Origin of the sequence: Saccharopolyspora sp. 7B, assembly GCF_020177435.1 — a bacterium.
Classification (GTDB): domain Bacteria; phylum Actinomycetota; class Actinomycetes; order Mycobacteriales; family Pseudonocardiaceae; genus Saccharopolyspora_C; species Saccharopolyspora_C gregorii.
Window position 1 is genome coordinate 1 of sequence record NZ_JAIUKC010000135.1, and the last position, 13,641, is coordinate 13,641.

12 protein-coding genes are annotated in these 13,641 nt (G+C 73.5%); 8 read left to right on the forward strand and 4 right to left on the reverse strand.

What is annotated here, in order from left to right; translation table 11 throughout:
• Positions 1-155: 155 nt before the first annotated feature.
• Together sfnG and LCD33_RS20825 are read left to right on the forward strand one after the other, a co-directional pair.
• Positions 156-1,283 (forward strand): dimethylsulfone monooxygenase SfnG, encoded by a 1,128-nt coding sequence (gene sfnG / locus LCD33_RS20820; RefSeq protein ID WP_224978172.1) that lies wholly within the window; start codon positions 156-158, stop codon positions 1,281-1,283.
• A gap of 34 nt (positions 1,284-1,317) precedes the next feature.
• A complete protein-coding gene (locus LCD33_RS20825; protein WP_224958703.1) occupies positions 1,318-2,544 on the forward strand; it encodes an acyl-CoA dehydrogenase family protein in 1,227 nt (408 codons plus the stop codon).
• Positions 2,545-2,593: 49 nt separating this feature from the next.
• Here LCD33_RS20825 and LCD33_RS20830 read toward each other — a convergent pair whose 3' ends face one another.
• Positions 2,594-2,767, reverse strand: a complete 174-nt coding sequence (locus LCD33_RS20830) for a hypothetical protein (RefSeq protein ID WP_224967821.1) — start codon at positions 2,765-2,767, stop codon at positions 2,594-2,596.
• Positions 2,768-3,130: 363 nt separating this feature from the next.
• Between LCD33_RS20830 and LCD33_RS20835 the strand changes: the two genes are divergently transcribed.
• Positions 3,131-3,820 carry a response regulator transcription factor gene (locus LCD33_RS20835; RefSeq protein WP_224967823.1) on the forward strand — a complete coding sequence of 230 codons (690 nt, stop codon included), beginning with the start codon at positions 3,131-3,133 and terminating at the stop codon, positions 3,818-3,820.
• A gap of 41 nt (positions 3,821-3,861) precedes the next feature.
• Here the strand turns inward: LCD33_RS20835 and LCD33_RS20840 are convergent, their stop codons facing one another.
• Both LCD33_RS20840 and LCD33_RS20845 read right to left on the reverse strand, forming a co-directional pair.
• Positions 3,862-5,610, reverse strand: a complete 1,749-nt coding sequence (locus tag LCD33_RS20840; protein WP_224958705.1) for a GAF domain-containing sensor histidine kinase — start codon at positions 5,608-5,610, stop codon at positions 3,862-3,864.
• A 270-nt stretch (positions 5,611-5,880) separates the two neighbouring features.
• Positions 5,881-6,330: a MarR family winged helix-turn-helix transcriptional regulator gene (locus LCD33_RS20845; protein WP_224967825.1), complete on the reverse strand. Its 450-nt coding sequence runs from the start codon at positions 6,328-6,330 to the stop codon at positions 5,881-5,883.
• 149 nt (positions 6,331-6,479) lie between these two features.
• On the opposite strand from LCD33_RS20845, the gene LCD33_RS20850 reads away from it, so the two are divergent.
• From LCD33_RS20850 to LCD33_RS20865, 4 genes are read left to right on the forward strand one after another with little or no spacing between them, the layout of a single operon-like run.
• Positions 6,480-7,070 (forward strand): non-oxidative hydroxyarylic acid decarboxylases subunit B, encoded by a 591-nt coding sequence (locus LCD33_RS20850; RefSeq protein ID WP_224978180.1) that lies wholly within the window; start codon positions 6,480-6,482, stop codon positions 7,068-7,070.
• 17 nt (positions 7,071-7,087) lie between these two features.
• Positions 7,088-8,512, forward strand: a complete 1,425-nt coding sequence (locus LCD33_RS20855; protein ID WP_224958708.1) for a non-oxidative hydroxyarylic acid decarboxylases subunit C — start codon at positions 7,088-7,090, stop codon at positions 8,510-8,512.
• Positions 8,513-8,535: 23 nt separating this feature from the next.
• Complete coding sequence (locus tag LCD33_RS20860; protein WP_224958710.1) at positions 8,536-8,763, forward strand: non-oxidative hydroxyarylic acid decarboxylases subunit D; 228 nt, start codon at positions 8,536-8,538, stop codon at positions 8,761-8,763.
• Positions 8,760-8,999, forward strand: a complete 240-nt coding sequence (locus LCD33_RS20865) for a hypothetical protein (RefSeq protein ID WP_224958712.1) — start codon at positions 8,760-8,762, stop codon at positions 8,997-8,999. The genes LCD33_RS20860 and LCD33_RS20865 overlap by 4 nt, the downstream gene beginning before the upstream one ends.
• 42 nt (positions 9,000-9,041) lie before the next feature.
• Here LCD33_RS20865 and LCD33_RS20870 read toward each other — a convergent pair whose 3' ends face one another.
• The gene (locus LCD33_RS20870; protein ID WP_224978173.1) at positions 9,042-10,514 is read right to left on the reverse strand and encodes an MFS transporter; all 1,473 of its coding nucleotides are present in this window, start codon (positions 10,512-10,514) and stop codon (positions 9,042-9,044) included.
• A 145-nt stretch (positions 10,515-10,659) separates the two neighbouring features.
• Between LCD33_RS20870 and LCD33_RS20875 the strand changes: the two genes are divergently transcribed.
• Positions 10,660-13,599: an alpha-L-rhamnosidase gene (locus tag LCD33_RS20875; RefSeq protein ID WP_224978174.1), complete on the forward strand. Its 2,940-nt coding sequence runs from the start codon at positions 10,660-10,662 to the stop codon at positions 13,597-13,599.
• Positions 13,600-13,641: the final 42 nt, after the last annotated feature.

Below are 13,641 nucleotides of genomic sequence, written 5' to 3' on the forward strand. Positions count from 1 at the left end.
GTCTGATCTTCGCCTTCCAGGCGATGTGAACCCGGGCCGGGGACTCCCCGCGATCCGGGGGTGATCACAACTGAGGCCGCCCCGCCCGCGGGGGGGGGGGGCGGGGGGGGCGGCCCCCCCCCCCCCCGGCCACGACCTGTCCACGGGAGACGACCGTGTCCACCGACATCCCCGCCGCGCTGCTGAAGTTCGCCTACTGGGTGCCCAACGTCAGCGGCGGCCTGGTCACCAGCACCATCGAACAGCGCACCGATTTCGGGTTCGAGTACAACAAGGAACTCGCGGTGCTCGCCGAGCGCAGCGGGTTCGAGTACGCGCTCAGCCAGGTCCGCTACGCCTCCAGCTACGGCGCCGCGCAGCAGCACGACCCGGCCGCGTTCAGCCTCGGCCTGCTGCTGGCCACCGAGCGGCTCAAGCTCATCGTCGCCGCCCACCCCGGCCTGTGGCACCCGGCGATCCTCGCGAAGTTCGGCATCACCGCCGACATCCTGTCCCAGGGCCGGTTCGCGGTGAACATCGTCAGCGGCTGGTTCAAGGAGGAGTTCACCGGCCTCGGCGAACCCTGGCTGGAGCACGACGAGCGCTACCGGCGCACCGAGGAGTTCATCCGCGTGCTGCGCGGGCTGTGGACGCAGCCGAACTTCGAGCTGGCCGGCGACTTCTACCGCATCCGCGACTTCAGCCTGCGCCCGCAACCGTTCGAGGTGCCCGGGCGCCCGCACCCGGAGATCTTCCAGGGCGGCAACTCGTCCGCGGCGCGCACCCTCGCCGGGCGGGTGTCGGACTGGTACTTCAGCAACGGCAAGGACTTCGACGGGTTCAGCGAGCAGGTCGCCGACGTCCGCGCCCAGGCCGCCGCCCACGGCCGCACCGTCCGCTTCGGCCTCAACGGCTTCCACATCGCCCGCGACACCGAGGCCGAGGCGAAGGCCGTGCTCAAGGAGATCGTGGACAAGGCCGATGTGGACGCCGTCGAAGGGTTCCGCAAGTCCGTGCAGCAGGCCGGGAAGTCCACATCGGACGGCAAGGGCATGTGGGCGGACTCCGAATTCGCCGACCTCGTCCAGTACAACGACGGCTTCCGCACCGGCCTCATCGGCACTCCGGAGCAGATCGCGCACCGCATCATCGAGTACAAGAAGCGCGGCGCGGACCTGATCCTGCTCGGATTCCTGCACTACCTCGAAGACGTCGAGCACTTCGGCACCCACGTGCTGCCCATCGTCCGCGAACTCGAAGCGGACCTCGACCGCACCGGCGACCCCATCGGCGCCACCCGGTGACCACCCGCACCACCGCAACCCGAGGAGAACCGCTGTGAGCACCACCGAACCGACCACCACCCGCTGGGAACGACGACCCGACACCCCCGAGGGCTGGCTCGAACGCGCCCGCGACGTGGCCGCGCTGCTGGCCGTCGACGCCGTCGAGCGCGACCGCGCCGGCGCCACCCCGCACGCCGAAGTCCGGCTGCTCAAGGAATCCGGCCTGGTCCGGCTGCTCGGGCCCGTCGAGCACGGCGGGGGCGGTCAGCGCTGGGACACCGCCTACCGGGTAATCCGCGAGGTCGCCAAGGGCGACGGGTCCATCGGCCAGCTGCTCGGCTACCACTACCTGTGGGCGTGGGCGGTGCGGCTGGTCGGCACCGACGCGCAGATCGACGCCGTCGAGCAGCTCTACACCGAGAACGACCTGTTCTTCGGCGGGGCGGTGAACCCGCGCGACTCCGACGTGGTCATCACCGACGAGGGCGACGAGATCGTCTACACCGGGCGGAAGTCCTTCTCCACCGGCAGCAAGGTCTCCGACCTCACCGTGCTGGAGGGCGTCCTCGACGGCACCGACGACCACATCTTCGCCATCGTGCCCTCCGACCAGGAGGCCATCGTCTACGGCGACGACTGGGACAACCTCGGTCAGCGGCTCACCGAATCCGGCAGCGTCGAGATCCGCGGCGTGCGGGTGCCGTGGGAGTCGGCGGCGGGCTACGTGGACAAGCGGTTCCAGCCGCTGGTCTACAACACGCTGAACACGCCCACCATCCAGCTGGTGTTCACCAACTTCTACCTCGGCATCGCGCAGGGCGCCCTGGACGCCGCGACCGCCTACACCCGGGAGAAGACCCGGCCGTGGCCCTACGGCGGGGACGACAAGGACAGCGCCACCGAGGAGTTCTACGTCCTCGACACCTACGGCGATCTGCAGGCGAAGCTGTGGGCCGCGGAGGCGCTCGTGGACCGCGCCGGGCAGCGCATCGACGGGTTGCTGCACGCCGAACGGGACTCGGTGACCGCCGCGCAGCGCGGGCAGGCCGCCGTGCTCATCGCCGCCGCCAAGGAGCGGATCGTGCAGACCGGGCTGGAGATCGCCACCCGGATCTACGAGGTGACCGGGGCGCGGGCGACCTCGAACTCCGCGGGCCTGGACATCTTCTGGCGCAACCTGCGCACCCACACGCTGCACGACCCGATCGCGTACAAGCGGGTCGAGGTGGGCCGCTACGCGCTGCTCGGCGAGATCCCGGAACCGACCTGGTACACGTGATCCGGTGCGGGGGGGCCGCCCGGCGCCACCGGGCGGGTCGCGCCGCGCGTCAGCCGCCGAGCCAGGTGGCGACGAACTTCGCGACCCGGCTGACCCGCCGGACCTTCGGCCTGCCGCCCGCCACGCCGTGGATCTCCCACTCCTGGCCGCACTCCGGGCAGAACCACGGTCCCAGCCTGCTCGCGTCCGGCTCGCACGGGTGACCCCGCCGTCCTCGCCGCATCCCGCCGTCCTTCCCCGCTCGCCGCGCGCCGTGGCCCCGCGGCCCACGACGATGATCAGCACCGATGACACCACAGCGCGCCGCCGCCGCGGAACATTTCCGGATCGTGGTCATCCGGCCGGGCGCGGGACCTTCGACCGTGTGACCCGCCGTATCCGGTTCGTACCGTCGAACAGGTGAGAACAGCTGGGGACACTCGGCGTGCGGCGCCAGGACGACACCGGATCGGCACGACCGCCACCGCCGGAGTCCGGATCAGCGGGCACCGCCGCCGGTCCTGCGCCGCCCGCCGCACCGCCCTTAGCCTGGGAACGACGGTTTCTGGCGCGCCCGCACGCCGCGGGCGGAAGCGGGGGCTGCGAGATGGCACAACCGGACGAGGCGGGCACCGGCCCCGACGCGGGCGGCGCGACCCGCATCGCCCTCGTCGACGACCACGAGGTGGTGCGCCGCGGGATCGCCGACCTCCTGGAGGACGAGGACGACTTCACCATCGTCGCCGAGGTCGGCACCGTGCAGGAGGCCCTGGTGCGGCTGCCACCGGCCCGGCCCGACGTGGCGGTGCTCGACGTGCGGCTGCCCGACGGCAACGGCATCGAGCTGTGCCGCGAACTGCTCTCCCTGCTGCCCGGGGTGCGCTGCCTGGTGCTCACCTCGTTCTCCGACGACGAAGCGCTGCTGGACGCGATCATGGCCGGGGCGTCCGGGTACGTGCTCAAGCAGGTCCTCGGCTCCGACCTGCGCTCCGCGATCCGGCAGGTCGCCGCCGGGCGCTCGCTGCTCGACGCGGCCACCACCTCCGCCGTGCTCGAACGGCAGCGGCGCAAGCATTCCCGGGAGGACCCGCTGCGGCGGCTCACCGAGCAGGAGCGGGCCGTGCTGGAGCTGATCGGCGCCGGGATGACCAACCGGCAGATCGCCGAGCGGATGTTCCTCGCCGAGAAGACGGTGAAGAACTACGTCTCGCAGCTGCTCTCGAAGCTCGGGATGCAACGCCGCACCCAGGCAGCGGTCCTGGCCACCGAACTCCGCTCTCGTCCTTCCTCTGGTTGACCTCCGGGGTGCACGGCCCGGCGCCCGACGGGCGCTTCCGGTCAGGCGGGTTCGTCGTGGGGGAGGGGGGCTCGCCAGGTGAGGCGGGTGCCGCCGTCCTCGGGGGTGGTGAGTTCGAGGGTGCCGGCGAGCTGTTCGGCGCGGGCGCGGAGGTTGCGCAACCCGTTGCCGGGAGCTCCGCCGGCCGCCCCGCAGCCGTTGTCGACCACCTCGATGGTCAGCTCCGCGCCGGTGTCCACCGACACCGTGATCGCGGTGGCCCCGCCGTGGCGCAGCGCGTTCGCGACCGCCTCCCGCACCACCGCCTCCGCGTGCTCGAAGTGGCCGGCGGGCACCGCGGTGTCGATCGCACCGGACATCCGCACCGCCGGGGCGAACCCGGCGCCGCTGCTGGCGTCGGCGACGGTGTCCAGCAACCGGCGGCGCAGGCTCACCGGGTCGTCCGCGCCGGGCGAGGAGTGCAGGTCGAAGATGGCGGTGCGGATCTCGCGCACCGTGTCGTCGAGCTGCTGCACCGACTGCTGCACCCGCCGCCGCACGTCCGAATCGGTGGCGCGGCGCAGCGTGCCCTGCAGGCTCAGCCCGGTCGCGAACAGCCGCTGGATCACGTGGTCGTGCAGGTCGCGGGCGATGCGGTCGCGCTCGCCGAACACGTCGAGCTGCCGCTGCGCGCGGTTCTTCGCCGCCAGCTCCAGCGCGATCGCCGTCTGGTCGGCGAAGGACGCCAGCAGCGGCACCTGCCCCGGACCGAACGGCCTGCTCTCCTTGCGGCGCAACGCGATCACCGCGCCCGCGCCGGCCTCGCCCGAGTGCAGCGGCACCGCCAGCGCCGGGCCGTAGCCGGGCAGCACGTGGTTGAGGCCGCTGACCGGGGACGCGGACACGTCCGACTCCAGCACCGGGGTGTCGCCGGTGAGGCTGGCCAGCACCGGGCCGTCGGTGCTCACCGGGATGCCCACCTCGATGTCCGCCTCCCCGGCGACGGCCTCGACCCGCGCCTGGCCGGTGGCGGCGCCCTGGCGGGCCAGCACGATCAGCGCGCAGTCGGCGCGGGAGATCTCCATGGCGCGCTGCGCGATGAGCCGCAGCCCGTCGGCGGTGCTGACACCGGACAGCAGTTCGGTGGTGATCTCGCTGGAGGCCTGCAACCAGCGGTGCCGCAGCCGCGCCTGGTCGAACAGCCGCGCGTTCTCGATGGTGACCCCGGCGGCCGCGGCCAGGGCGCGCAGCACCACCTCGTCGTCCTGGCCGAACTCGCCGCCGTCGAGCTTCTCGGTGAGGTACAGGTTGCCGAACACCTCGTCGCGCACCCGGATGGGGATGGCGAGGAAGCCGCGCATCGGCGGGTGGTGCTGCGGGAAGCCGATCGATGCCGGGTGCTGGGTCAGGTCGCGCAGCCGCAGCGGGCGCGGATCCCGGGTGAGCTGCCCGAGCAGCCCGCGGCCCCGCGGCGTCGGCCCCATCCGGGCGACGGTGGCCTCGTCGATGCCGACGTGCACGAACTGGGTGAACTCGCCGTCCGGCCCGAGCACGCCCAGCGCGCCGTAGCGGGCCTGCACCAGCTCGGTGGCGGCGGTGACGATGCGGTGCAGGGTGGTGTCGAGCTCCAGCTCGGTGCCGATCGCGAGGACCGCGTCCAGCAGGTCCTGCATCCGATCCCGGGTGCTGATCACCCTGGCCAGCCGCTCCTGCAGCTCGCCGAGCAGTTCGTCGAGGCGGAGGTCGCCCAACGTGGAGGCCACCTCTTGCAGCCGGTCGGTGACCGGGTCGTGGGAGGAGGCTTCGGACATCGCTGATCCATCGGTGTGCGGCGGGCCCGCCGAGGTGCTTCGGCGGGGCGTCGGTGCGGGAGCCGCCCGTTCCCGGCGCGGTCTCGGCCGGGTGCCGCCGGGGCTGCGGGCCGAACGCGGGCCGGGTCGCCGGGGCGGCGGCCGCGGGGTGCGGCCGTGCCCGTGGCGGACGTGCCGGTGCTCGCCGGTGCCGGGCCGCGTGCCGTCGGCGCGGGGTCGAGCGTGACCTGAGTGTGACCGAACGCCGCGGTGGTGGCGAGTCGTTCTCGGTCAGGTGCCGGGGGTTTCCGGGGGCGGGGCGAGTTCGCCGGTCTCGTCGGCGGCGAGCTTGGTGAGCAGCTGCCGGAGCCGGTCCGATTCCTCGGCGCTGAGCCGGTCCAGCGCGGTGCTGTTGATCTCGTCGGCGAGCGCGGTGGTCTCGCGCAGCACCCGCCTGCCCTCGTCGGTCAGCTCCAGCACGCGGCGCCTGCGGTCGTAGCGGTCGACGGTGCGCGCGACGAGCCCGCGCTGTTCGAGGCGGGCGAGCATCGCGGCGAGCGTCGCCTTGTCGATCGCGGCGCGCCTGCCCAGCGCGGCCTGTTCGATGCCGGGGGCCTCGTCGATGGCGGTGAGCGCGGCGTACTGCGGCTTGGTCAGCTGCGGGGATCGCGCCTGCCAGCGGGCGCCGTGGTCCTGCAGGACCCGGCGCATCAGGTGGAAGACGGCGCTTTCCAGCTGCACGACGCACTCCTCTTGCCGGTCCGGTGGGCTCGCATCCTACGAGATCGGTTCGGGCGGTGGGGCCGGAGCCGTCGCCGCGGTGACCGCGGCCGCAGCGGTGGTAGTATGTGTACGAACGTTCGTCTACGAACTAAAGGAGGCGGGTGGCGGTGCGCCTGATCGTCGGGATGACCGGAGCCACCGGGGCGCCGCTGGGCGTGCGCCTGCTCGAAGCGCTGCGCGGCCTGCCCGAGGTCGAGACGCACCTGGTGCTGAGCCGCTGGGCCCGCACCACCGTCGAGCTCGAAACCGGCCGCAGCACCCGCGAGGTCGCCGAGCTCGCCGACGTGGTGCACGGGCCCGCCGAACAGGGCGCGTCCATCTCGTCCGGCTCGTTCCGCACCGACGGCATGATCGTCGTGCCGTGCAGCATGAAGACCCTCGCCGGCATCCGCACCGGCTACGCCGACGGGCTCATCGGACGTGCCGCCGACGTGGTGCTCAAGGAGCGGCGCAAGCTCGTGCTCGTCCCGCGGGAGACGCCGCTGAGCGAGATCCACCTGGAGAACATGCTCGCGCTCTCCCGGATGGGCGCCGTGCTGGTCCCGCCGATGCCCGCCTTCTACGACCAACCGCAGTCGGTGACCGACCTGCTCGACCACGTCGTGATGCGGGTCCTCGACCAGTTCGACCTGCCCGCCCCGGACACCCCCCGCTGGGGCGGTCTCCGCGCGGCCCGGGACGCATCGGCCGACCGATGACCAGTGAAGGAGGAGAAGTGGCCCACGACGACCTGCGGTCCTACCTGGACGCGCTCGACGAGGCGGGACAGCTGCTGCGGATCACCGAACAGGTCGATCCGGAACCGGACCTCGGCGCCGCCGCCAACGCCGTGTCCCGGCTCGGCGAGGGCGCGCCCGCGCTGCGGTTCGACGACGTCACCGGGTTCACCGACCCGCGCATCGTGCTCAACGCGCACGGGTCCTGGCCCAACCACGCCATCGCGATGGGGATGCCGCCGGAGACCTCCACCCGCGAGCAGGTGCAGGAGTTCATCCGGCGCTGGGAGGACTTCCCGGTCGCCCCCGAGCGCCGCGCCGACCCGCCGTTCCTGGCGAACTCCCGCGAAGGCGCCGAGGTCGACCTGTTCGAGGTGCTGCCGCTGTTCCGGCTCAACGACGGCGACGGCGGGTTCTACCTGGACAAGGCCGCCGTCGTCTCCCGCGACCCGGACGATCCGGAGAATTTCGCCAAGCAGAACGTCGGCGTCTACCGGATGGAGGTCAAGGGCCGGAACGAACTCGGCCTGCAACCGGTGCCGATGCACGACATCGCGCTGCACCTGGGCAAGGCCGAGGAGCGCGGCGAGGACCTGCCGGTCGCGATCGCGCTCGGCAACGACCCGATGATCACCATCGTCGGCGGCACCCCGCTCGGCTACGAGCAGTCCGAGTACGAGATGGCGGGCGCGCTGCGCGGGGCGCCGGCGCCGATCGCCACCGGGCCGCTGACCGGGTTCGACGTGCCGTGGGGCTGCGAGGTGCTGCTCGAAGGCGTGGTCGTCGGGCGGCGCCGCGAGGTCGAAGGGCCGTTCGGCGAGTTCACCGGGCACTACTCCGGCGGCCGGAACATGCCGGTGGTGCGCATCGACCGCATCTCCTTCCGCACCGACCCGATCTTCGAATCGCTGTACCTGGGCAAGCCGTGGACCGAGATCGACTACCTGATCGGCCCGGCCACCTGCGTGCCGCTGTACCAGCAGCTGCGCGCGGAGTTCCCGGAGGTGCAGGCGGTGAACGCGATGTACACCCACGGGCTGCTGGCGATCGTGTCCACCAAGAAGCGTTACGGCGGTTTCGCCCGCGCGGTGGGGCTGCGGGCGATGACGACGCCGCACGGCCTCGGCTACACCAAGGTCGTGATCGTCGTCGACGAGGACGTGGACCCGTTCGACCTGCCGCAGGTGATGTGGGCGCTGTCCACGAAGGTCAACCCGGCCGGGGACCTGGTGGTGCTGCCGAACATGTCGGTGGTGGGCCTCGATCCCGGGTCCCAGCCCGCGGGCATCAGCGACAAGCTGGTGATCGACGCGACGACGCCGGTGGCACCGGACGCGCGCGGGCACTACGGCCAGCCGGTGCGGGACCTGCCCGAGACCGGGCGCTGGGTGGAGAAGCTGCGCGCCCTGCTGCGCGAGAACTGAACCGACGACGAGAGGAGAGCGCGATGTGCCCGCGTTGTGCCGCGACCGAGGTGACGGTGCAGGCCGTGTCGCCGGTCGCCGGGGTGTGGGAGGTGCGCCGCTGCGAGTGCTGCCACTACTTCTGGCGCAGCACCGAACCGGAGCGCCGCACCCGCCGCGAGTCCTACCCGGAGGCGTTCCGGATGACCCGCCGGGACGTCGAAGCGGCGACCGAGATGCCCGCCGTTCCGCCGCTGCGGAGTGCGCCGTGAGCGGGCGGGCGCTGATGTGGGAGGTGCGGGCCGCGCCGGGCGTGCAGCCGGAGCTGCTGGCGTGGGTCCGGGAGCACGCGGTGCCCTGCTGCGGTCCGGTCGAGCTGTACCGCTCGGCCGAGGACCGCGTCGTGCTCATCGCGCACCACGACGCGGACCCGCCGCGGCTGCCGACCCCGCCGCCGCACCTGGTCGCGCGACCACCGCACCAGTGGACCTTCGACCGGGTCAGCTGACCTTCCGGCGCCCGCCCGGCCGAGCAGGTCGGGCGGGGCGGGTCAGCGGTGGGCGTCGGTGCAGGTGCACGGGTCCTGGCAGGCCTGCTGCACCCCGGGCAGCGGCATCGGTTCGACCGCGAGGCGGCGGCCGCCGATCGTGCACCAGAACAGCACGCCGCCGAGCGCGCACGCCCCGGCCGAGACCAGCATGGCGAACCCGAACCCGTCGGCGACGGTGTCCCCGGGCCCGGTCATCCCCGCGACCAGCGGCAGCACCGCCACCGCGACCAGCCCGGCGAGGCGGGAGATCGCGTTGTTCACCCCGGAGGCCACCCCGGCACGATCGGCGGTCACCGAGGCGAGCACCGCCGAGGTCAGCGGCGCCACGGTCACCGACAGGCCCAGCCCGAACACGAGCACCCCGGGCAGCACCCCGGTGAGGTAGGTCGAGCCCGGCTGGGCCCAGGTCAGCAGCGCCAGGCCGGCCGCGCACCCGAACGGCCCGATCGTCATCGGCAACCGCGGCCCGGTGCGCTGCGCCAGCGCACCCATCCGCCCGGAGATCAGCAGCATGATCACCGTGATCGGCAGCGTCGCCACCCCGGCGCGAAGCGCCGAGTAGCCGAGGGTCTGCTGCAGCTGCAACGACAGCAGGAACAGCGCGCCGCTGAGCGCCGCGTACACGGTGAACGTGGTGAGGTTCGCCCCGGTGAACTGACGGGAGGCGAACAGGTTCAGCGGCAGGATCGGGTTCCGCCCGCGGTGTTCGAGCAGCGGGAACGCGACCAGCCCGGCGACCCCGACGACCAGCGCGGCGATGGTGACCGGGTTCCAGCCGCGCGCGGGCAGCTCGATCAGCGCGTAGATCGCCCCGGCCAGGCCGAGCGTGATCGTGGCGGCCCCGGCGAGGTCGGGCGAGCCGGGCCGCCCGCTGCGGGTCTCCGGCACGTGCCGGGCGGTGACGTGCAGGGCGAGCGCGGCCAGCGGCACGTTGATGAAGAACACCCAGCGCCAGGACGCCGCGTCCACCAGCCACCCGCCGATGAACGGCCCGAGCGCGGAGGACACCCCGGTCAGGCCGGCCCAGGTGCCCACCGCCCGGCCGCGGTCCTCGGACCGGATGGTGGAGTTGATCAGCGCGAGGCTGCCCGGCACGAGCAGCGCCCCGCCGACGCCCTGCAGCAGCCGTGCCACGATCAGCAGCTCCCCGGTCGGCGCGAGCCCGCAGCCGAGGGAGGCGAGGGTGAACACCACGAGCCCGATCTGGAACACCCGCCGCCGCCCGTAGCGGTCGCCGAGCGCCCCGCCGAGCAGCAGCAACGCGCTCAGCGTGAGCAGGTACGCGTCCAGCACCCACTGCAGCACCGCGAACCCGCCGCCGGTGTCCCGGCCGATGGCGGGCAGCGCCACGTTCACCACCGACCCGTCCAGGAACGCCACGCCCGAGCCGAGGATGGTGCCCGCGATGATCCACCGGCCGGTGCGGCTCGCCAGCGGGATGGTGGCGGTGGGATTGCCGTCGGTGCTGGTCATGCGGTCCTCTCCGCGGCCGTCGTCCGGCCGACGCACCGAGGATAGGCGGCCGCGCCACCTCGGGCAGCCGTCCACTGTGGACTGTTGACGGCCGGTGCCGCGGTGCGTAGAACGAGAGCGGCCTACGACCGCGCTGGAGCAGCCGATGACCGGAATCCGCCCGGAACGCCTCCGCGTCGACGGCCGCACCGGGCCGCTGCTCGGCGTCGACGAGCGGCACCCGGTGCTCAGCTGGGGGTTCGCCGCGGAGGACGCGGAACCCGGCGGCCTGCAGACCGCCTTCCAGGTCGAGGTCACCGATCCGGACGGCCGGACCTGGTGGGACAGCGGCGTGGTCGAGTCCGGGCGCGCGCGGGTGCGCTGCGGCGGTCCGGAACCCGCCGCGCGGCAGCGGTTGCGCTGGCGGGTGCGGGTCCGCGACGAGCACGAGCGCTGGTCCCCGTGGAGCGAGCGCTGCGAGTGGGAGCTCGGGCTGCTCACCCGCCGCGACTGGGGAACGGCGAGCTGGATCGCGCACCCGGACCGCGGGCCCGGCGATCCGCTGCCGATCTTCGCGAAGGCGTTCACCACGTGCGGGCCGATCAGCGCCGCCCGGCTGCACCTGTGCGGGCTGGGCGTGCACGCGGCGACCCTCAACGGGCGGCCGGTGACCGACGAGGTGCTGGCCCCCGGGAACTCGAACTACCAGCGCTCCGCCGAGCACCGGGTGCACGACGTGCGGGAACTCCTGCTGCCAGGGGAGAACGTGCTCGGCGTGGCGCTCGGCCACGGCACCGCGCACGTGCACCGGTACGGCACCCGCGGCGGCGCGCGCGACCCCTACTCGTGGTGGACCAGCACCGAACCGGCGCGCGGCGAGCTGCTGGTTCCCGCGCACCCCGGCGCCGACCGCATCCGCGTCCCGGACCCGGGTGGCCACCCCATCGGCGGGACCGTCACCATCGGCACCCGCGATCGTTGGGAGAGCAGGCAGGTCGTCGCCGCCGACGAGCACGGGCTGATCATCACCCCGCCGCTGGAGCACCGGCACCCCGCGGGCGCACCCGTCGAAGGCTCCGGCGACCCGGTGGCGCAGTGGGAACCGACCGCCGGCGCCGCGGTGTCCCCGCGGCTGATCGCCCGCCTGGAGCTGACCGGGCCCGACGGGCGGCGCGACATCGTCAGCAGACCGGACTGGCGCACCGCGCTGGGGCCCGCGATCACCGACAACTGGTTCTCCGGCACCGACCACGACGCCCGCCGCGCCCAACCCGGCTGGGACGAGCCCGGCGCCGACCACACCGCGGCCGCGACCCGCCGCGACGGCGAGCCGACCGGGTGGGTCGACGCGATCCGCACCACGCCGCCGAACGGCGGCACCGAACTCGTGTGGCGCCGGGCGCAGCCGGTGCGGGTCGTGCGCGAGTGGCGGCCGGTGCGGGTGCGCGAGCTCGAACCGGGACGCCGGGTGTTCGACCTGGGGCAGAACCTCGCGGGCTGGCCGCGGCTGCGGCTGCCCGAAGTCCCGGCGGGCACCGAGGTGACGCTGCGGCCCGGCGAGTCGCTGGTCCCCGACGGTTCCGTCGACCAGACCTCCGTGCGCAACGACCGGCGCGGCACCGACGTGCTGCACACCTACACCGCCGCGGGCCTGCCCGGTGGGGAGACCTGGCAGCCCTCCTTCCAGTACTTCGCGATGCGCTTCGTGGAGGTCACCGCGCCGCCCGAGGTGCGTCCCGAGGTCGTCGGGCTGCAACTGCGGGCCGACGCGCCGCGCGCCGGGTCGGTGCGCACCTCCGACGAGCGGGTGGACCGGTTGCACCGGATGGCGCACTTCTCCGTCGCCTCGAACCTGATGTCGGTGCTCACCGACTGCCCCGGCCGGGAGAAGCTGGCCTACGGCGCCGACTACACGCACCCGATGGGCGTGCTGTCCCGGCACTTCGACCTCGCGGCCTACCTGCCGACGATGCAGCGGCACCTCGCCGAAGGGCAGTCCGGGCGCGGGCCCGACGTGGGCAACGTGGCGCTGAAGGCGCCCGTCTACGACTGGGGCTACCGGGACCGGTTCGGCGACGAGGTCAACTGGGGCAACGCGATCGTGCTGGTGCCGTGGCTGCTGCACCGGCTCTACGCCGACGCCGAGACGATGGCGCGGCACTACCCGGCCATGACGGCCTACCTGGACTACCTGCGGCGCCGCAAGGCGCACCGGCACCTGGTCGTCGGCGAGCTCGGCGACTGGGTGGCGGCGGAGGAGACCGCGGGCGAGCTCACCGGCACCTGGGGCTACCACGCCACCGCCCGCGCCATGGCGGACGTGGCCGCGGCGCTGGGGAACCCCGCGGACGCGCGCGAGTACGGCGCGCTGGCCGAGGACATCGCCCGCGCCTTCCACGAGCGGTTCTACCTGCCCGACCTCGGCTGCTACAGCGGCGACGGGACCGAGCGGGGCGCGACGCAGGCGGCGCAGGCGATGCCGCTGGACGCCGGGATCGTGCCCGTGTCGGAACGCCCGCGGGTGTTGGCCGCGCTGGTCGAACGCGTCCGCGCGTCCGGCGGCCCGCTGCTGCGCGCCGGGCACCTCGGGCTCGGGCCGGTGGTGCGGGTGCTGCGCGACGCCGACCGCGACGAGCTGCTGTGGGAGGCGCTGCACCAGGACGCGGGCTACGGCGAGTTCTTCCGGGACACCCCGGCGAACCCGGGCGGGCTCAGCACGGTTCCGGAGCAGTGGGACCTGCGCAACTCGCTGAACCACATGATCCTGACCCAGCTCGACGAGTGGTTCCACACCGGACTCGCCGGCCTCGACCAGGCGCCGGGCTCCACCGGCTTCCGGCGGCTGCGCATCCGGCCCAAGGTGGTGGGCGACCTGCGCCGGGTCGAGGGCCACCACACGACCCCCGCGGGCCGGGTCGAATCCCGCTGGTACCGCGACGGGCGCGAGTTCACCCTCGCCGTGCGGATCCCGCCGAACACCACCGCCGAGGTGCACGTGCCCGGCCGCACCGCCGGAGCGGACCAGGTCCGCGACGGGCACGGGGTGTTCGAGCTGGGGCCGGGGGAGCGCACGTTCCGCTCGACGCTGCCCCGCGCGGAGTCCTGAACGGGCCGGTGAAGTTCGCGAACAATGCCGGAATCGGCGATC